Genomic DNA, 18,650 nt, shown 5'->3' on the forward strand with positions numbered 1-18,650 from the left:
CTCGGCGCGGGGGCTCACGCGGCCACCCGCTCGGCGCCCGCCGCGGTGATGCCCTTGGTCGAGGCGATCACGGTCTTGAGCTTCTTGGAAAGCGCCTCATAGAACATGCTCAGCGGAAACTCGTCCGGAAGCACGTCGTCGACCAGTTTCCGCGGCGGCAGCGACAGGTCCAGGGCGTCGGGGCCCTTGGCCCAGCGGGAGCCGGGGTGCGGCGCGAGATACGTCGCGACCAGGTTGTACGCGGCGAACCAGTGCACCAGCTTCGGCCGGTCGATGCCCGCCCGGTACAGGTCCTCGATCTCGCCGCAGAGCTGGTTGGTGATCTGCGGGGCCCGCTCCCAGTCGATCCTGAGGGTGTTGTCGGTCCAGCGCAGCACGTCGTGCTTGTGGAGGTAGGCGAAGAGCAGCTGGCCGCCGAGCCCGTCGTAGTTGCGGACCCGCTCACCGGTGACCGGGAAGCGGAACATCCGGTCGAAGAGCACCGCGTACTGCACGTCGCGGCCCTGCTCGACGCCGTCGGCCTCCAGCTTCACGGCCTCCTTGAAGGCGGTGAGGTCGCAGCGCAGCTCCTCGAGCCCGTACATCCAGAACGGCTGGCGCTGCTTGATCATGAAGGGGTCGAAGGGCAGGTCGCCGTGGCTGTGCGTGCGGTCGTGGACCATGTCCCACAGCACGAAGGCCTGCTCGCAGCGGTCCTGGTCGGCGACCATCGCGCGGATGTCCTGGGGAAGGTCCACCCCGAGGATGTCCACCGCCGCCTCGGTGACGGCGCGGAAGCGGGCCGCTTCGCGGTCGCAGAAGATGCCGCCCCAGGTGAATCGTTCCGGCGCCTGGCGCACGGCGATGGTCTCCGGGAAGAGCACGGCGGAGTTGGTGTCGTAGCCCGCCGTGAAGTCCTCGAAGGTGATGCCGCAGAACAGCGGGTTGTCGTAGCGGGTGCGCTCCAGCTCCGCCAGCCACTCGGGCCACACCATGCGCAGCACGACGGCTTCGAAGTTGCGGTCCGGGTTGCCGTTCTGGGTGTACATCGGGAAGACGACGAGGTGCTGGAGGCCGTCCGCGCGCGACTGGGCGGGCTGGAAGGCGAGCAGCGAGTCGAGGAAGTCGGGGACGCCGAATCCGGTGTCGGCCCAGCGGCGGAGGTCGTCCGCGAGCGCCCGGTGGTAGGCCGCGTCGTGCGGCAGCAGCGGGGAGAGCTCCTCGACTGCGGCGACCACCTGGTCCACCGCTGCCCGGACGGTACTGCGGGCCGGGGCGTCCTCGGCGTCGAAGTCGATGGAGCCGTCGGCGGACTGCCAGGGCCGGATCTCCTCGACGGAGCCCTTGAGGGCGCTCCAGGCCGGGTGGTCGACCACCCGCGAGGCCTCGGTTATGCCCCCACCGGCAATGTCCTGCACCAGATTTTGCGTCATGTCACTTCCTCCACAGGAGAACCTCGCGTCAAGGAACCGTATCCGTGCACGGTTCTTCCGCACAAGAGGGGCCAGGAGAAATTATCCTGCCGCACCCCCCGGATCGCCGTAAGTCTTCCTGTCGGACCCCCCGGAGGCGGCGATGGCTCCGGCGACGACGGCCAAGACGGTACGGGAGTGCACCGGCGACCCCGTCATTCCCGGGGACCCATGGCACGCGGCGGCGAGATGTCCGGAGGATGTGCGGCCGGGCTACCGGAACCCTCCGCTCCGAGACACTGCCCGCGGAGTCGGCACATATGAGCGCCGGACGCAGCCCGGAGTGCCCCGCACCGGCTCCGGCGCCGGACGCCGCCGGGAGTACCCGCGCGCCCCCGCACACGCCGGTTCCCCCGCACACCGCCGCGCGTCAACTCCCCCCGTACACACCCACGGACGGGTGACGGTGCGCCAACCGGCCGCCGCGCGGCGGTAGGACGGTCCCACCCTGTCGTACGTACCGACGTACTCCCCCTTTTGTGCCTGGAGCTGTCCCCATGAGCATGCGCACCCTCCTTCTCGCCGCCGTCGTCACCGCCCTGATCCTCGGCATCGCGAACATCCAGGCGTCGGATTCCCCTTCCGCACGCGGGCCGGGTTCCGTCGCGGAAGCGGGCCGCTAGGCTTTCAGGAGTCCACGCGTGTGAGTGCCGAGTCGCCTTGAGCCGCCGTCGACGGAAGCGAGATCGCCTTGTCTTTCCTCACCATCGGTCATCGCGGAGTCATGGGTGTCGAGCCCGAGAACACCCTGAGCTCCTTCGTCCACGCCCAGCAGGCGGGCATGGACGTCATCGAACTCGATCTGCACCTGAGCAAGGACGGCGCGCTCGTCGTGATGCACGACGCCGACGTCGACCGCACCACCGACGGGCACGGAGCGATCCGCGGCATGACCCTCGCCGAGCTGCGCACCCTCGACGCCGGCGGCGGTCAGCGGATTCCGCTCTTCGAGGAGGTGCTGGACGCCGTCTCGGCACCGCTGCAGGCCGAGATCAAGGACGTGGCCGCCGCGCGGGCACTGGCCGAGGTCGTGCACCGGCGTGATCTGATGGGCCGCGTCGAGGTGCTGTCGTTCCACGACGAGGCCCTGACGCTCATGTCGTCCCTGGTACCCGGGGTGCGGACCGCCCTGGTCGCCCAGTTCTACGGCCCCGAGGTCGTCGACCGGGCCCTGGCGGCCGGGGCGGGTGCCGTCGTCCTCGACATCCAGCGGCTCACCCTGGAGACGGTCCGCCGCGCGCACGCGGAGAAGCTGCGGGTGATCGGCTGGGTGGTGAACACCCTGGACGAACTGCGGCTGGCCCGCGCGCTGGAGCTGGACGGGGTGACGACGGACTCCCCGGAGATCCGCAGGACCGGCCGGTTCATGGCCTGACCGGCCAACTCACGACCTCCACCGGCCGGTTCATGACCTGATGACCGGCCGGAACACGACCCTGCTGCTCAGATCTCCTTGAGCAGCAGTTCGAACTGGAGGTCGTCGCGCTGCGGGACTCCGAAGCGCTCGTCGCCGTACGGGAAGGGGGTCATCCGTCCCGTACGGCGGTAGCCGCGGCGTTCGTACCAGGCGATGAGGTCGTTCCGTACGGAGATCACCTGCATGTGCATCTCCCGCACCCCCCAGGTCTCCTTCGCCAGCCGCTCCGCCTCGCCGAGGACGGCCTTGCCGACGCCGCCGCCCTGGAGCCCGGGGCGTACCGCGAACATGCCGAAGTAGGCGGCGTCGCCGCGGTGTTCGAGCTGACAGCAGGCGACGGTTCCGCCGTCGCGCTCGACGACGAGCAGCCGGCTGCCGGGGGCGGTGATGACGGCGAGCACGCCTTCGGGATCGGTGCGCTGCCCCTCGAGGATGTCCGCCTCGGTGGTCCAGCCGGCCCGGCTGGCGTCGCCCCGGTAGGCCGATTCGACCAGGGCGGTGAGCGCGGGGGCGTCGGCCTCGGCGGCGTCGCGGAAGACCAGTTCCCCGGGGGCCGGGCGCGCGGTGGTACTCATGACTGCGGTTCCCCTTGGACAGGTGGTGCGGAGGATTTCCCAGTGAGCTTAGCGCCGCCCCGCGCTCCCCCTGTGTGCCTTTGCGCATGCGTGTGCCCCGGCGATCGGGGGCATCGACTCCTCGACCTGTCGACACGTCGTGGAGTACCCGATCGGGGAGGGACGCCGTGCACGGACCGGCGATGTCCGGCTGGCTGCTGGTGGCACTGTGCGGGCTGACGAGCGCCTACTGCCTGCTGCGGATGCGCAGCGGACCGAGGGAGGAGCGCGGAGTGGCCCGCGGCGAGGCGCTGATGGGGTTCGCGATGGCCGTGATGGCGGTGCCCGCCGCCGTGTTCGCCCCGCCGGAGTGGAGCTGGGCGGTGTACGCGGTGGTGTTCGGAGCGGCCGCGCTGCGGGCCCTGTGGTGGCACGGCCTCCCGCACGGACGCACCTACAACCCTGCTCCGGGCCCGGGGGGACACCTGGAGGACGCGGCGCCCGCCGCCGCGCACCGGCTGCACCATCTCGTCGGTTCCGTGGCGATGGTGTACATGGCGATGGCCATGGCGCCGGGCAGCGGCGGCGGGCACACCGGGCACGGGGCTGCGGGCGGGATGCCGTTGCTGACCGGGGCACTGCTGGTCTATTACACGGTGTACGTACTGCGGGCGGGGGCGCGGCTGCTGCCCGCCCCGGCCGCGGCCACCCCGGGCGGCGCGACGGTGGCCTGGGGCGCCCGCCCCGAACTGGCGCTCGCATGCCGCCTGTCGATGTCCCTGGCCATGCTCACCATGCTGCTCTCGCTCTGAAGCACCGCGCCCGGGGCTCTGGCGGTCCTCCTCCGGGCCCGGCGTCCGGCCGCCCTGGGGCCGATGAGCCGTGGGGCCGATGAGTCGTACGTCACTCCCCGCTCTGGCCCGTACCGCGCCCGGGGCCGCCCTCATAGGCTGGGCCCATGACGGTCTCCCTGGCGCTGCTGGTACTCGGCCTGCTGACCGCCGTCGTCGCTCCGCGCCTCCTCGCGGCGACCGACTGGCGCGAGCGGGAGCCCGTGGTCGCGCTGTGGATGTGGCAGTGCGTGGTGGGCGGTGTCCTGCTGTGCTTCGCGCTCGCGATGACGTTCAGTGCGGCAGCCGCCTGGCAGTTGGTACGCGGCCACGTCTTCGCCTCAGCGCCGCACGGAGTCGTCGAGGCGTACGCGCTGGGCGCGGGCGGCCCCTGGGCTGCCGTGCTCGCGGTCGTCCTGGCGGGCTGCGGGGTGTGGACGGCCGCGATGCTGACCCGGGAGATCCACCGGGCGCGCACCCGGCGCAGGCAGCACCGGGCCGAACTCCTCGTGCGCGCCCCGGCGCTGCCCGGTGAGGAGCCCGGCGAGGACCGGCTCGTGGTGCTGGAGGGCGAGCAGCCGGACGCCCGCTGGCTGCCCGGGACCGAGCCCCGGCTCGTCGTCACCACGGCGGCGCTGCGCCGGCTCAAGGGACGTCAGCTGGACGCGGTGGTCGCCCACGAGCAGGGGCACGCGCGGGCCAGGCACGACTGGCTGCTGCACTGCTCGGGTGCGCTGGCGGAGGGTTTTCCGCGGATCCCGGTGTTCGCCGCGTTCCGCGACGAGATGCACCACCTGGTCGAACTGGCCGCCGACGACATGGCGTCGAAGCGGGTCGGGAGGCTGACGACGGCGCTCGCCCTGGTCGAACTGAACGAGCACCGCGGGGTGTTCGGCCCTTCGTCGGCGCCCGGCACCGGGCTTCCGCAGCGGGTGAACCGGCTGCTGTCCCCCGTGCCGCGGCTCAGCCCCGCCCGTCGGCTGCGGCTGACGGCGGCGTGTGCGCTGGTACCCGCCGTACCGCTGGTGGTGGCATTCGTGCCCGGGCTCAGCGCGCTGGGGTAGCTTGATCCGCCGCAGGGCGGCAAGGATCCCCCCATGCACTCCCCCGGTCCTGGTCCGTCCCCCCGTCCGCCGGCTCTCCTCGCGGGCGCCCTGTTCAGCGGCCTCTTCGCCGTACTGCTCGTGCTGGTCGCCGCACGGTGGGGTCCGCTGCTCACCCTGGACGGTGAGATCGCAAACGGACTGCACCGCCGGGCGGTGGACGATCCGGGCACGACCCAGGTCAACCGGATCCTGTCCGACTGGGTCTGGGACCCCTGGGCCATGCGTCTGGTGATGGCCGTGGTCTTCGTGTGGCTGCTGCTGCGCGGCGAGCGGCTGATGGCGGTGTGGATCGCTGTCACCAGCTTGATGGGCGCCCTCGCGCAGCAGTTCTGCAAGTGGCTGGTGGGGCGTGAGCGCCCGCAGTGGCCCGACCCGGTCGACTCCGCCCACTACGCCGCCTTCCCTTCCGGCCACGCGATGACGGCAGCGGTCACCTTCGGTCTCCTGCTGTGGCTGCTGCGGCTGCACGGTGCGCGGCGCGCGGCCACGGCGGCGCTGCTTTTCGTGGGTGCGGTCTCGGTCCTGGGCGTGGGCTTCACCCGTCTGTACCTGGGGGTGCACTGGGGCACCGACGTCCTGGGCGGCTGGCTGCTCGCAGCGGCGCTGGTCCTGCTGTCCACGGCCCTCTACGCCCGGCGGACCGAACCCCGGGAATGATCCCCCGGTGCGCGGCGGAGGGCGGGAGAGCAGCACGCGGGCCCCGGGAGGAAGCCTCCCGGGGCCCGCTGTGTGCCTCTGCCGCCTTGGGCGATCCCCCGCGTCGCCCAAGGCGGAACAGCACACTCGCCCGGTCTCCGCGGAACGCGGGAACCGGCACCGCGCTGAGTATATTGGCTCGGAGCCAGTCAACGCAGGAGTTACAGGATGTCCCCGCGCAGCGCATCGGTCAATGAAGAATTGCGGCGTCGTTCCCGCGAGCGGATCCTGCGGGCGACGGTGGAGCTGGTCGGCGAGCGCGGTTACGAGGCGACGACGCTGGGCGACATCGCGGACCGGGCCGGTGCCGCGCGGGGGCTGGTCTCGTACTACTTCCCCGGCAAGCGGCAGCTGCTCCAGTCCGCCGTGCACCGGCTGATGCATCTGACCATCCGCGCGGCGCTGGAGCGCGAACCGCGGCCGCCCGAGGGGCCCGAGGTGCTGGCGAGGGCGGTGGACGCGGTGCTGGGACTCGCGCTCGAGCGCCCGGTGCTGATGCGCACCCACATGGCGGGCATCCTGCAGGCCGAGGGCTTCGTCCAGTGCCCCGAGCAGCGTCAGCTGGCGGACGTGCTGAAGGGGGCGGTGCGGCGGTACGGCGCCGAGGATCCGGAGACCGCGTATCCGCTGCTGCGGGCGCTGCTGATGGGCGCCGTCTTCGCGCTGCTGCTGCCCGGTGCGGCGATGCCGTTGGCTCCGCTGCGGGCGGAGCTGTTCCAGCGGTACGGGCTGGACTGGGACATGGGCGTGCCGCCGGACGGGGGTCCGCCCGGCGGCACGGGTCGTGCGAGCGGTGCGACCACGTTCTGACCGGAGTGCGGACGGGCGCGGACCGGATTCCGGTTCGGCCTCCCGTCAGCGGGTCGGGCGAAGGTCAGAGGTAGTCGGGCTGCGTCTGTACGTTGAGCTCGCGCATCCGGACCCACTTGGCGGGGTCGGTACGCCAGTCGTTGATCTTCAGTACGTCGAGGCCCTTGGCGATGTCGTTCGAGTAGACGTGGCCGTTGTAGTAGTACGCGGACCAGGAACCGCCGGTGGAGATGGTCTCCGTGGAGACCGGGCCGCGCTCGAAGTAGCCGATCTCCTTCGGCTTCGAGGAGTCGGTGAAGTCCCAGAAGGAGACTCCGCCCTGGTACCAGGACTGGACCATGATGTCGCGGCCCCGGACCGGGATGATCGAACCGTTGTGGGCGACGCAGTTCTCGGTGTCGGCCTGGTGGCGCGGGATCTTGAAGTAGCTCTTGAAGACCAGCTTGCGCTTGTCGCCGTGGCCCTTGAGCTCGTAGATGCCGTTGGCGCCGCGCTGGGGGCCGATCTCCGCGTTGCAGGTGGCGGCGCCGCCGCCGCCGAGCTCGTCGGTGAAGACGACCTTGTTGGCGCGTTCGTTGAAGGTCGCCGAGTGCCAGAACGCGAAGTTGGCGGTGTCCTGGACGCGGTCGATGACCTTGGGCTTCTCCGGGTCCTTGATGGAGAGGAGGATGCCGTCACCCATGCAGGCACCGGCGGCGAGGTCCTTGGAGGGCAGCACGGTGATGTCGTGGCAGCCGGTGGTCTGCGCGATGTGGGGGTTCGTCGTACCGCCGCCGGGGTTGCCGCCGTCCGGGAAGAGCACGGGGAAGTCGACGACCGCTGCCTGCTGCGGGGCCTTGCGGGGCACCTTGATGATCGAGATGCCGTCGTGCGGGGGCCGGCAGTCCGGGTATTCCGCGCGCGGCGAGTACGAGGAGACGTACACGTACACGTTCTTGCGCTCGGGGACCAGGGTGTGGGTGTGCGAACCGCAGGCGGTCTCGACGGCGGCGACGTACCGGGGGTTCCGGATGTCGCTGATGTCGAAGATCTTCATGCCCTCCCAGGAGGACTTCTCGGTCGCGGGCTGCGTGGTGCTGGTGCAGGAGTTGTCGCTGCGCGAGGAGTCGGTGGAGAGGAAGAGCAGGTTGCCGGAGACGGAGATGTCGTTCTGCGATCCGGGGCAGAGGACCTGGGTCACGGTCTTCGGCTTCTTCGGGTTGCTGATGTCGAAGATCCGGAAGCCGTCGTAGTTGCCCGCGAAGGCGTACTTGCCCTGGAAGGCCAGGTCCGAGTTGGTGCCCTTGAGGGCGTCCTTGGGGATGTTCGCCAGGTGCTCGACGTTCCTGCTGTGGACGATCTCGTCCACGCCGGGTATCTCGCCGCCCCGGATCGCCTTGCGGGCCTCCTCCTGCTGGGAGGTGGTGACCGGCCGGCTCGGGACGGGGGTGTCGCCCGGCTCGGGGCTCGCGGCGGCGGTTCCCGCGGTGAGCAGGGTCGCGAACAGACCGGCCGCGGCGGCTGCCACGCCCAGACGTCTGCGCCGGCGGACGCGGGGGTTGGTCGACAGAGTCACTGCGTACTCCCTTGATTCGGTTCGCAGTTGAACTGAGGGACCTCGTGAGTATCTTCCTTCTCATGTACATCTCAACAGACGGGAGCACAGATGTAATGAAGTTTTCTGATCATCCGCGTGCAGAACCGTGCTAGGACGTACCTCAATCACCCCTTGTGCCCCAGGAGGTTGCCGTGTCTTCCCGTCAACATGGCGGCCGACGCCGCCCGTTCGCGCTGACGGCCGCGTTCGTCACCGCCGCCCTGCTCGCGCTCCCCGCCTGTTCCGGGGAATCCGGCCAAGCGCCGCGGGCGAAGCCGGCCGGGGGGCAGGTGGTGGCGCCGGGGAAGCCGGGGGAACCGGCCAGGACGCTCTCTCCCGACGAGGCACGCAGGGCCGCGCCGCTCGACAAGCCCAACTCCGCCGACTTCGGCTACATGGACATGATGATCACCCACCACGCGCAGGCGCTCGTGATGACCGGCCTGGCACCCTCCCGGGCCTCCGCGCGGAACGTGAAACTGATGGCCGAGCGGATCGCCGCCGCGCAGCGGCCGGAGATCGACGCCATGAAGGGCTGGCAGTCCCGCAACGGGGCGGACAAGCGGCCGAAGGCACCGCACGATCACGGCGCGATGGCGGGCATGGCCACCGAGAAGCAGCTGGCCGCCCTGAAGGCGGCCCGGGGCAAGGATTTCGACAAGCTGTTCCTGGAGCTGATGATCACGCACCACCAGGGGGCGCTGACCATGGCCGGTGACGCCCTCGCCGACGGCAACGACGTCACGGTCGAGGAGATGGCGACGGAGCTGGTCGCCCAGCAGACGACGGAGATCAACCGGATGGCGCGGATGCTCAGGGGCGGCTAGCGCCTGTCCGGCGATGAGGCGTACGGAGTGACCGTTGCCGCCGGGCCCGGCGGCAACGGCTGCCCACCGCCTACTGCCGCCGACGCCGCAGCGGTGCGATGCTGGAGACAGCCTGCGGGAGGGAGCCGTGCCGTGCTTCGCATCGCCGTGGTCGGGTCGGGCCCCAGCGGCCTCTACACGGCCCAGGCCCTCGTACAGCAGACCGCCGTGCCCGGCGTCCGGGTGCACGTACTGGACCGGCTGCCGTGCCCGTACGGCCTCGTGCGGTACGGGGTGGCGCCCGACCACGAGAAGATCAAGTCCCTGCAGGGCACACTGCGCACCGTCCTGGAGCACGAGCGCGTCACCTTCGTGGGCAACGTGGAGGCCGGCACGCCCCGGCTGCCCGCCCACCGGCTGCTGGAGCTCTACCACGCGGTGGTGTACTGCGTGGGCGCGGCCACCGACCGGCGTCTCGGCATTCCGGGCGAGGACCTGCCGGGCAGTTTCTCCGCCACCGAGTTCGTCTCCTGGTACAGCGCGCATCCGGACGCGGACCCCGGCGGCTTCGCCCTCGGGGTGCGTTCGGCGGTGGTCATCGGAGTGGGCAATGTGGCGGTCGACGTGGCGCGGATCCTGGCGCGCGGCGCCGGTGAGCTGCTGCCCACCGACGTGCCGCAGACCGCGCTGGACCTGCTGACGGGGTCCACGGTGCACGAGGTGCACATGGTGGGGCGGCGCGGCCCCTCGCAGGCCAAGTTCACCACCAAGGAGCTGCGTGAGCTGGGCGCCCTGCCGCAGGCGTCGGTCACGGTGGACCCGGCAGAGCTCGCCCTGGATCCCGGGTACGCCGACCCCGCCGGGCTGCCGGCACCCGTGCGCCGCAATGTGGAGGTGCTGCGCGGCTGGGCCGGGGCACCGCCGCCCGAGCGGGCCCGCGTGCTGCGCATCCGCTTCCACCTCCGCCCCGTCGAGCTGCTCGCCGAAGCGGGGCGGGTGGCGGCAGTGCGGTTCGAGAGGACGGTGCCGGACGGGACGGGCGGGGTGCGCGGCACGGGGTCGTACGAGGACATCGAGGCGCAGCTGGTGCTGCGTTCGGTCGGATACCGGGGGACGCCGGTGCCCGGGCTCCCCTTCGACGCGGCGAACGGGACGGTTCCGCACGCGGCCGGGCGGGTGCTGCGGGACGGCGCCGCCTCCCCGGGGGAGTACGTCGCGGGGTGGATCAAGCGGGGCCCGACGGGCGTGATCGGCACCAACCGGCCGTGCGCCAAGGAGACGGCGCTCTCCCTGCTCGCGGACGCGGATGCCCTGTCCGGCCGCGAGGTGGCCGGTGAACCCCTGGAGGTTCTAGGGGAGTTGGGGATGCGGCCGGTGGAGTGGCCGGGGTGGCTGGCGATCGAGGCGGCGGAGAGCGCGCTGGGAGCCTCACTGGGGCGGGGGTCGGTGAAGATCGCCGACTGGGCGGGACTGCTGGCGGCGGCCCAGGGCCATCGGCGGCCCTGACCGCGGTCCGGTCCCACCGCGCACAGGGCACCCACCCCCGGGCCTACACGGCTCGCGGCCCGTCAGTCGCGGGCCGCCTGCAACTCGGCGGCGCCCAGCACCACTTCGAGCAGCCCGGGAAACAGTGCCGCGAGGTCGTCGCGGCGCAGTCCGCTCATCTTCGCGGTGCCCCGGTACACCTGCTGGACGACACCACTCTCGCGCAGGACGCGCAGGTGGTGGGTGCTCGTCGACTTGGAGACCGGCAGCGCGAAGGCGGAGCAGGCGAGCTCGCACTCCGCCGCGGCCAGCTCGCGGACGATGCGCAGCCGCATGGGGTCGGACAGCGCGTGCAGCACCCCTTCGAGCCGGATGTCGGCACGGGCGGGGTGCGCCAGTTCGCGGCTGCTGGCTGCTGCGGTGGCCACGGCGGGCTCCCTCTTCCTCGGCGTACGGGACGAACGGGCGGCGACGCCGACGGGCCCGGCGGCCCGGGCCGGGCCCCGCGGTCCGCCCTCGACGGCATTGTACGAGACTTCTCGTAGTTTGACAGGTGCCGTACTACGATGGTTACCGTACTACCGGCAACCTGTATTTCCCCGAACGGAGTCCGCTGTGAGCAACCTCTTCCGGCCCTTCACCCTGCGCCAGCTGACCATCCCCAACCGCGTCTGGATGGCTCCGATGTGCCAGTATTCGGCCCTGCCCGACGGACCCGGGGCCGGTGTGCCCCAGGACTGGCACTTCGCGCACTACGCCGCGCGGGCCACGGGCGGCACCGGGCTGATCCTCGTGGAAGCCACCGCGATCAGCCCCGAGGGCCGGATCAGCCCCTACGACCTGGGCATCTGGAACGACTCCCAGGTGGCGGCGTTCCGGCGCATCACCGACTTCCTCAAGGCGCAGGGCACCGTCCCCGGCATCCAGATCGCCCACGCCGGGCGCAAGGCGTCCACCGACCGCACCTGGAAGGGCGGCGGCCCGGTCGGCCCCGAGGCGTACGGCTGGCAGCCGGTGGCCCCCAGCGCGGTGCCGTTCAGCGAGGGGCACCCCGTCCCGGACGAGCTGAGCGGGGCGCAGATCGCCCGGGTGGTGGAACAGTTCGCGGACGCCGCGCGCCGTGCCCTGGACGCGGGCTTCGAGGTCGCCGAGATCCACGGCGCGCACGGCTACCTGATCGGCCAGTTCCTCTCCCCGCACTCCAACCGCCGCACCGACTCCTACGGCGGCTCGTACGAGAACCGCACCCGCTTCGCCCTGGAGGTCGTGGACGCGGTGCGCGCCGTGTGGCCCGAGGACAAGCCGCTGTTCTTCCGCATCTCCGCCACCGACTGGCTGGAGGGCGAGGCGGGCTGGACGGCGGAGGAGACCGTACGGTTCGCCGCGCAGCTGCACGAGCACGGTGTCGACCTGCTCGACGTGTCCACCGGCGGGAACGCGTCCGGGGTGCGCATCCCCATCGGCCCCGGGTACCAGGTGCCGTTCGCGGCGCAGGTGAAGAGCGGGACCGCGCTGCCGGTCGCCGCCGTGGGGCTGATCACCGACGCGGCACAGGCCGAGAAGATCCTCGCCAACGGGGAGGCCGACGCGGTGCTGCTCGGCCGGGAGCTGCTGCGCAACCCCTCCTTCGCCCGGCACGCGGCCCGCGAGCTCGGCGCGGAGATCCACGTCCCGGACCCGTACCACCGCTCCGTGTGAGGCGGCCGGGGCGCGGCGCGTCCCGGTCACCGCACGGCGAAGGGCTCCGTGGCCCCGCTGAACGGGCCGGTGGCTGCGCTGTCGCCGTGATAGCGCAGCCGGTAGAGGCCGGGCCTCGGCCGGTCGGGGATCACCCAGGTGACGGTGGCCGTGGAAGTCGTTGGGCCGGTGCGGGCCCAGCGGAAGGTGGTCGACCAGTCGCCGTCGTCGGCCACCCGGGTCCAGTTGGCGCCCGCGGTCTCGCTCCCGCCCGCGCTGCCGTCGGAGGCCCGGCCCTCGCCCGCGCTGCCGTCGGAGGCCTGGCCCGCGCCCGCGCCGCCGTTCTCGCTTACGTCGAGGCGCTCCACCGTGAGGTAGGTGCCGCCCCTGCGCAGGTCGTTGTTCGGGTGTGCGGCGACGAAGGCGGCGGTGACCCGGTCGCCCATGCGGGCGAAGGACAGCAGATCGCCAAAGGCGCGGCCGGGGTGCGGTTCCTCGCGGGCCGGGGCGACAGCGCCGGGGCGGGCCTCGGGCAGCGGCTCGGGGGTGCCGTGGGGGACGGGGAGCCCGTCGCGCAGGGCGGTGGCGAGGGTGGCCGCGGTCTGGCAGAGCGCCGGGAGCTGCCAGCGGCCGAAGAGGGTGCTGCCGCCCTCGTACTCCTGGGCGTCGTACTCCTCGGGGGTGGTGACGTAGTGGAAGTAGCCGTTGCTGTAGCTCGCCACCAGGACGTCGGCGAGGTCCGCGCCGACGATGTCGGCGACCGTACGGCGCAGGCGCAGGCCCGCGACGATGGTGACCTCGCCCGGGATGCCGAGGAGGTGGAGGCGGCCGATCCGCAGGAGCTGGACGGGGACGCGCTCCTGGACCATGGGCCGCAGCCGGTTCAGCGGGCCCGCGGGGAGCACGAGGGCCTTGGGGGCGTGGGCGTCGCGCAGGCCGGGCGAGAGGGCGTAGATCACCCGCTGGGAGAGGGCGTCCCAGACCGGGTTGCGGCCCTCACGGAAGCCTGCGAAGCCCTTGCCGTCGGCCCAGGCCCCGGCGAGGGCCGCCGCGCCGCCCACGGGCGTTCCCGTCCGGTGGGGGAGGCCGTCTCCGGTGTACTCGGGGCCCACCTCGGTGCGGGAGAGGTCGATGTGGGTGAGGCGGTGCTCGATCGGCCCGGTGAGGGGGGTCGCGCCGGCCAGGAGGGCGGTGGCCGACTCCTGCTGCCGGGTGCCGGTGATGCGGGTGTTCTCGTACTCGTTCTCGGTGGGACCGCTGCCGGGGCGGAGGTTGAGGTTCGGCGACATGTCGCCCGCGTTGGTCTGCGCGAACGCCGTGACCAGGGAAGGGGGTTCGGGCGACAGGTAGTCCGTACCGCCTTCGAGGCGCTCCCATTTGTAGGCGGCGTACCCCTTGTTGTCGCTGCTGATGAGGGTGTTGGTGTTGGTCATGCTGGTGTTGTGCACGGGGAACCAGTGGACGGCGCCCGCCAGTTGTCCGTCGCGGACGATCCGCAACAGGGTGGTGTGCGGGTCGACGGCCTTCGGGAAGAAGGCGCGGTCCGCCTCGGGGTTGCGGTCGAAGGCGCGGCGGGATCGGTTGGCGCTGGTGTCGTGCAGCTCGCCGTGGGCGAGGGAGAGTTCGGCGGGGGCGAGGTCGTCGAGGGCGGCCTGCGCGGCCTCGGTGATGCCGTCGACGATCGCGGCGTACGTCTTGGGGCGGAAGCCGCCGGTGTTGCTGTTGTAGAGCGCGTGGTGGAAGTAGCCGCCGGGGCCGCAGTGGGTGTGGGTGGCGGTGATCATCACATTGGACTCGGTCCATCCGCCGGGCAGCCGGCTGACGACTTCCCGGACGAGCCCGCCGGAGATCAGCGGCAGGTCGCAGATCACCAGCAGCAGCCGGGACGCGCCCTGCGCCGTGCGCTCGCGTGTGTGCTCCCCCGTACCCCCTGCCGTGCCCTCTGCTGTGTGCTCCCCCGAGCCCTGCGCTGCGTCCTCGGCGAAGGCGAAGGCACGGGCGCGCAGCCGGGTGTGGATGCCGGTGGTCTGCTGGCCGGCCTTGCCGTAGCCGAGCATGCCGCACTCGGCGGCCTCCCCGGTGATGTCGGCGATGCCTCGGCCGGCCAGATGACTCATGGGTGCTCGCTCTCCGGTACGGGTGCGACAGGGGGTGCGGACGCGGGCGGCGCGGTGCGCTTCAGGAGGTACCCGGCGACGCCCGCCGCGAAGAACATCAATACCCCGTACATGGCGCCGGGGACGGCCATTTCGCTGCTTCCGAGGATGCCGAGGGCGATGGTGATGGCCAGGGTGGTGTTGTGCAGGCCGATCTCCATGCAGGAGGCGACCGCCTGGCGGCGCTCCACCCGTAGCAGCCGGGGCACCCAGAAGCCGACGGAGAGGCTGCACACGAGCAGTGCCACGGAGACCGGGCCGACCTCGCGGAAGTAGTCGCCCAGGTGGTCGCGCTCCTGGAGGGCCGCCCCGATGATGATCAGCACGAGGACGACCACCGAGGCGATCCTGACCGGCCGGTCGGCGCGCTCGGCGAAGCGCGGGGCGCGCGCTCTGACGTACATCCCGATCACGACGGGGACCAGCACGATCGCGAACACCTGGAGCGTCTTGCCGAACTGGAGGCCCAGGGTGCTCTCGTCGCCCAGGAAGTACTGCGCGGAGAAGTTGAACACCAGCGGCAGGGTGAGGACCGAGAGGACCGAATTCACTGCGGTGAGCGTGATGTTGAGGGCGACGTCGCCGCCGTAGAGGTGACTGAAGAGGTTGGCGGTGGTGCCGCCGGGCGAGGCGGCGACCAGCATCATCCCGGTCGCCAGCACCGGTGACAGGCCGAAGGCGACGACCAGGCCGAAGCAGACCGCGGGGAGCAGCAGCATCTGGCAGACGAGGGCGACGACGGTGGCTCTGGGGTGGGCGAGCACCCGCCGGAAGTCCGCGGGCGCGAGCCCGAGTCCGAGACCCAGCATGATGACGGCGAGCGCGAACGGCAGTGCTACAGCGGCGAATCCCATGCGGCGGGTCCCTGCTCTGGCGGGCCGGAGTACCTGGTGGTGGAGAGGCGTACGGGGTGGAGAGAAGCGGGGCCGGTGCCCGGCGGCGGAGCTGCGGGGCGGGCGCCACGGCGTACCGACTGGATGGTTTCCAAGGGGGCGGAGCCTGTCAAGGAATTCAGCGCAGAACGCGGGAAGACGCTCGCGACCTGCCGTCGGACAATCCCGGCTTACCGCCCTGACCTGGCCGAACACCCGATCTCAGGGCCATTGTCAGTGGTGGGGTGCAGACTGACCGATACCTGGAGACAACGACGTCTGAGAGGTTCGGCCATGACCGACGTACTGCTCGCTGTAGGCACACGCAAGGGACTCTTTCTCGGCCGTAGGCGCGACGGCGGGGAGTGGGAGTTCGACGGCCCGCATTTCAACGCACAGGCCGTGTACGCGGTGGGAATCGACCGGAGCGCGCCGTCGCCCCGGCTGCTGGTCGGCGGGGACAGCGCACACTGGGGCCCTTCGGTGTTCCACTCCGACGACCTGGGTGCGACGTGGACGGAGCCGGACAAGCCGTCCGTCAAGTTCCCGAAGGACACCGGGACTTCGCTGGAGCGGGTGTGGCAGCTCCATCCGGCGGGCCCTGCCGCACCGGGTGTGGTGTACGCGGGGACCGAGCCCGCGGCGCTGTACCGCTCGGCGGACCGCGGCGAGACCTTCGAGCTGGTCCGCCCGTTGTGGGAGCATCCGACCCGCTCCCAGTGGGTGCCCGGCGGGGGCGGCGAGGCGGTGCACACCGTGGTCACCGACCCGCGCGACGCGGACGCGGTGACCGTGGCGGTGTCGACGGCCGGGGTGTTCCGGACACGGGACGGCGGGGCGAGCTGGGCGCCGTCGAACAAGGGCGTCTCGGCGGTCTTCCTGCCGGACCCCAGCCCGGAGTTCGGCCAGTGCGTGCACAAGATCGCGCAGGACTCCGCCGACCCGGACCGGCTGTACCTGCAGAACCACTGGGGCGTCTTCCGCAGCGACGACGCCGGGGCCAACTGGTCGGACATCGGCGAGGGGCTGCCGTCGACCTTCGGCTTCGCGGTGGCCGCCCATCCGCACCGTGCGGACACGGCGTACGTCTTCCCCATCACCGCGGACTCCGACCGGGTGCCCGCCGACCGCAAATGCCGGGTCTACCGGACCTCGGACGCGGGCAAGAGCTGGGAGCCGCTGTCGGCGGGACTGCCGCGGGAGGAGCACTTCGGCACGGTGCTGCGCGACGCCCTGTGCACGGACGACAACGATCCGGCGGGCATCTACTTCGGCAACCGCAACGGCGAGGTGTTCGCCAGCGACGACGACGGTGACAGCTGGCGGCAGCTCGTCTCGCACCTTCCGGACGTGCTGTGCGTACGGGCGGCGGTGATCGGTTGAGAGGACCCGGAACTGGCCCAGTAGAGTGACGCCCTGTGGCAGCAAGACCTTTGAAAGAGAGCGTCGAGCCGGGCTGGGCGGACGCACTGGAGCCCGTGGCGGGACAGATCGCCGCGATGGGTGACTTCCTGCGTGCGGAAATCGCCGCGGGGCGCACCTACGTACCGGCGGGGGCGAACGTACTGCGGGCGTTTCAGCAGCCGTTCGAGGACGTACGGGTCCTGATCGTGGGTCAGGACCCGTATCCGACACCGGGGCACGCGGTGGGGCTGAGCTTCTCGGTCGCGCCCGAGGTGCGGCCGGTCCCCGGCAGCCTGGACAACATCTACCGGGAGATGCACTCCGATCTCGGTCACCCACGCCCGTCCAACGGGGACCTCACCCCGTGGACCCGGCAGGGGGTGCTCCTGCTCAACAGGGCACTCACCACCGCGCCGCGCAAGCCCGGCGCCCATCGGGGCAAGGGCTGGGAGCAGGTCACCGAGCAGGCGATCCGGGCACTGGTGGCACGGGGGAAGCCGCTGGTGGCGGTGTTGTGGGGCAGCGACGCGCGCAGGCTGAAGCCGCTGCTGGGGGACGTGCCCAGCGTGGAGTCGGTGCATCCCTCGCCCATGTCGGCGGACCGGGGGTTCTTTGGCTCGCGGCCGTTCAGCCGGACCAACGAGCTGCTGGTCCAGCAGGGGGCCGCCCCGGTCGACTGGCAGCTCCCCTAGCGGGCAGGGAGGGGCGGCGTCGTGGGTTCCGGTGACAGGTACGTGCTCGGGGTCGACTCGGGCGGCTCCGGCATCCGGTTCGCCCTCGCGCCCGCGTCCGGGTCCGCCTCCGCGGGCACGCCCGCGCCCGCCGGTGCCGCGCCCGGCGGCGTCGGCGGGGTCACGAACGCGACACCTCCCGTGGTGTCGCGGGTACCCGTGCGCACCGGCCCCGGCGGGATCGACGCCGAAGACCTGGCCGGGCAACTGGTTCCGGCCGCGCGGGAATTGCTGGCGCGAGCGGGCGGCGGTTCGCTGGCGGCCGTCTGCGTGGGCGCTGCCGGGATGGCGACGCTGGGTGAGGGGCTGCGTGCTCGGCTGCCCGGGCTGCTGTCCGGGGAGTTCGGGGTGCGGCGGGTGGCGCTGGCCGCCGACGCCGTCACCGCCTACGCCGGGGCGCTGGGCCAGCGGCCCGGCGCGGTGGTCGCCGCCGGCACCGGCCTGATCGCCCTCGGCACCGACCTGACCCGATGGCGGCGCGCGGACGGCTGGGGGCATCTGCTCGGCGACTGCGGCGGTGGCGCGTGGATCGGCCGGGCCGGGCTGGAAGCGGCGATGCGCGCGCACGACGGACGGCGGGGCGGCTCCGCCGCACTGCTCGCACGCCTGGAAACGGTGTTCGGCCCCGCCGCCGGGCTGCCGGGACTGCTGTACCCGCGTGCCGACCGCCCCGCGGTGCTCGCCTCGTTCGCCCCCGAGGTCGCCGCGTGCGCCGCCGACGACCCGGTGGCCCGGGGCATCCTGCGGGACGCGGCCGGGCACATCGCCGGGACGGCCGCCGCCGCGTGCCCCGAGACCAGCGCGGAGAAGGCCCCCGGCGACGGGGGCCCCTCCCCCTCCGCGCCCCCCGAGGTGGCGCTCACCGGTGGCCTGCTGAAACTGGGCGCGCCCCTCCTCGGACCCGTGCACGAACTGTTCGCCCGGGAGCTGCCGTGCGCACGGCTCACGGACGCGCTCGGCAGTCCGCTCGACGGGGCCCTGCTGATCGCCTCCGCACTCGCGACGGACAGCCTTTCATTTCCGTACGATCCGCACATGTTGTGTGTATCGGGGCATCAAACCCGTTGATTGCACGCGCA

Annotated in this window: 18 protein-coding genes; 12 read left to right on the forward strand and 6 right to left on the reverse strand. The window is 72.1% G+C overall.

Going from position 1 to position 18,650, the window contains the following annotated elements; all coding sequences use genetic code 11:
* Positions 1 to 14 precede the first annotated feature (14 nt).
* A complete protein-coding gene (locus ACFWVV_RS07235) occupies positions 15 to 1,412 on the reverse strand; it encodes a DUF6421 family protein (RefSeq protein ID WP_384348856.1) in 1,398 nt (465 codons plus the stop codon).
* Between the two features lie 536 nt (positions 1,413 to 1,948).
* Between ACFWVV_RS07235 and ACFWVV_RS07240 the strand changes: the two genes are divergently transcribed.
* Together ACFWVV_RS07240 and ACFWVV_RS07245 are read left to right on the forward strand one after the other, a co-directional pair.
* Complete coding sequence (locus tag ACFWVV_RS07240; protein WP_384348853.1) at positions 1,949 to 2,074, forward strand: hypothetical protein; 126 nt, start codon at positions 1,949 to 1,951, stop codon at positions 2,072 to 2,074.
* A 68-nt stretch (positions 2,075 to 2,142) separates the two neighbouring features.
* Positions 2,143 to 2,826, forward strand: a complete 684-nt coding sequence (locus ACFWVV_RS07245) for a glycerophosphodiester phosphodiesterase (protein WP_384348850.1) — start codon at positions 2,143 to 2,145, stop codon at positions 2,824 to 2,826.
* A 68-nt stretch (positions 2,827 to 2,894) separates the two neighbouring features.
* On the opposite strand, the gene ACFWVV_RS07250 is transcribed toward ACFWVV_RS07245, so the two are convergent.
* Complete coding sequence (locus ACFWVV_RS07250; RefSeq protein ID WP_384348847.1) at positions 2,895 to 3,443, reverse strand: GNAT family N-acetyltransferase; 549 nt, start codon at positions 3,441 to 3,443, stop codon at positions 2,895 to 2,897.
* Positions 3,444 to 3,610: 167 nt separating this feature from the next.
* Between ACFWVV_RS07250 and ACFWVV_RS07255 the strand changes: the two genes are divergently transcribed.
* The 4 genes from ACFWVV_RS07255 to ACFWVV_RS07270 all read left to right on the forward strand — a co-directional run bounded on the left by ACFWVV_RS07255 (position 3,611) and on the right by ACFWVV_RS07270 (position 6,864).
* The gene (locus tag ACFWVV_RS07255; protein ID WP_384348844.1) at positions 3,611 to 4,234 is read left to right on the forward strand and encodes a DUF5134 domain-containing protein; all 624 of its coding nucleotides are present in this window, start codon (positions 3,611 to 3,613) and stop codon (positions 4,232 to 4,234) included.
* A 146-nt stretch (positions 4,235 to 4,380) separates the two neighbouring features.
* Positions 4,381 to 5,316, forward strand: coding sequence for a M56 family metallopeptidase (locus ACFWVV_RS07260; protein ID WP_384348841.1), 936 nt, complete (start codon positions 4,381 to 4,383; stop codon positions 5,314 to 5,316).
* Between the two features lie 33 nt (positions 5,317 to 5,349).
* Complete coding sequence (locus ACFWVV_RS07265; protein WP_384348838.1) at positions 5,350 to 6,015, forward strand: phosphatase PAP2 family protein; 666 nt, start codon at positions 5,350 to 5,352, stop codon at positions 6,013 to 6,015.
* A gap of 207 nt (positions 6,016 to 6,222) precedes the next feature.
* Positions 6,223 to 6,864 (forward strand): TetR/AcrR family transcriptional regulator, encoded by a 642-nt coding sequence (locus ACFWVV_RS07270; protein ID WP_384348835.1) that lies wholly within the window; start codon positions 6,223 to 6,225, stop codon positions 6,862 to 6,864.
* Between the two features lie 64 nt (positions 6,865 to 6,928).
* Here ACFWVV_RS07270 and ACFWVV_RS07275 read toward each other — a convergent pair whose 3' ends face one another.
* Entirely contained in the window at positions 6,929 to 8,419 is a 1,491-nt protein-coding gene (locus tag ACFWVV_RS07275) for an LVIVD repeat-containing protein (RefSeq protein ID WP_384348832.1), read from the reverse strand.
* Positions 8,420 to 8,592: 173 nt separating this feature from the next.
* Here ACFWVV_RS07275 and ACFWVV_RS07280 point away from each other — a divergent pair, with 173 nt between their 5' ends.
* A complete protein-coding gene (locus ACFWVV_RS07280) occupies positions 8,593 to 9,267 on the forward strand; it encodes a DUF305 domain-containing protein (RefSeq protein WP_384348829.1) in 675 nt (224 codons plus the stop codon).
* 132 nt (positions 9,268 to 9,399) lie between these two features.
* Complete coding sequence (locus ACFWVV_RS07285; protein WP_384348826.1) at positions 9,400 to 10,752, forward strand: FAD-dependent oxidoreductase; 1,353 nt, start codon at positions 9,400 to 9,402, stop codon at positions 10,750 to 10,752.
* 62 nt (positions 10,753 to 10,814) lie between these two features.
* Here the strand turns inward: ACFWVV_RS07285 and ACFWVV_RS07290 are convergent, their stop codons facing one another.
* Complete coding sequence (locus ACFWVV_RS07290; protein ID WP_384348823.1) at positions 10,815 to 11,159, reverse strand: ArsR/SmtB family transcription factor; 345 nt, start codon at positions 11,157 to 11,159, stop codon at positions 10,815 to 10,817.
* 187 nt (positions 11,160 to 11,346) lie between these two features.
* Here ACFWVV_RS07290 and ACFWVV_RS07295 point away from each other — a divergent pair, with 187 nt between their 5' ends.
* The gene (locus ACFWVV_RS07295; RefSeq protein ID WP_384348820.1) at positions 11,347 to 12,429 is read left to right on the forward strand and encodes an NADH:flavin oxidoreductase/NADH oxidase; all 1,083 of its coding nucleotides are present in this window, start codon (positions 11,347 to 11,349) and stop codon (positions 12,427 to 12,429) included.
* 26 nt (positions 12,430 to 12,455) lie between these two features.
* On the opposite strand, the gene ACFWVV_RS07300 is transcribed toward ACFWVV_RS07295, so the two are convergent.
* Both ACFWVV_RS07300 and ACFWVV_RS07305 read right to left on the reverse strand, forming a co-directional pair.
* Positions 12,456 to 14,525, reverse strand: coding sequence for a neutral/alkaline non-lysosomal ceramidase N-terminal domain-containing protein (locus ACFWVV_RS07300; RefSeq protein ID WP_384348818.1), 2,070 nt, complete (start codon positions 14,523 to 14,525; stop codon positions 12,456 to 12,458).
* Positions 14,522 to 15,418, reverse strand: coding sequence for a bile acid:sodium symporter family protein (locus tag ACFWVV_RS07305; protein WP_384348815.1), 897 nt, complete (start codon positions 15,416 to 15,418; stop codon positions 14,522 to 14,524). Before ACFWVV_RS07305 ends, ACFWVV_RS07300 begins: the two co-directional genes overlap by 4 nt.
* A gap of 312 nt (positions 15,419 to 15,730) precedes the next feature.
* On the opposite strand from ACFWVV_RS07305, the gene ACFWVV_RS07310 reads away from it, so the two are divergent.
* The 3 genes from ACFWVV_RS07310 to ACFWVV_RS07320 are packed head-to-tail and all read left to right on the forward strand — an operon-like array spanning position 15,731 to position 18,639.
* A complete protein-coding gene (locus ACFWVV_RS07310) occupies positions 15,731 to 16,819 on the forward strand; it encodes a WD40/YVTN/BNR-like repeat-containing protein (RefSeq protein ID WP_384348812.1) in 1,089 nt (362 codons plus the stop codon).
* A 35-nt stretch (positions 16,820 to 16,854) separates the two neighbouring features.
* The gene (locus ACFWVV_RS07315) at positions 16,855 to 17,532 is read left to right on the forward strand and encodes a uracil-DNA glycosylase (RefSeq protein ID WP_384348809.1); all 678 of its coding nucleotides are present in this window, start codon (positions 16,855 to 16,857) and stop codon (positions 17,530 to 17,532) included.
* A 21-nt stretch (positions 17,533 to 17,553) separates the two neighbouring features.
* The gene (locus tag ACFWVV_RS07320) at positions 17,554 to 18,639 is read left to right on the forward strand and encodes an N-acetylglucosamine kinase (RefSeq protein WP_384348807.1); all 1,086 of its coding nucleotides are present in this window, start codon (positions 17,554 to 17,556) and stop codon (positions 18,637 to 18,639) included.
* The last annotated feature ends 11 nt before the right edge of the window (positions 18,640 to 18,650 follow it).

The sequence above is a fragment of the Streptomyces sp. NPDC058663 genome (genome assembly GCF_042716745.1).
GTDB lineage: Bacteria > Actinomycetota > Actinomycetes > Streptomycetales > Streptomycetaceae > Streptomyces.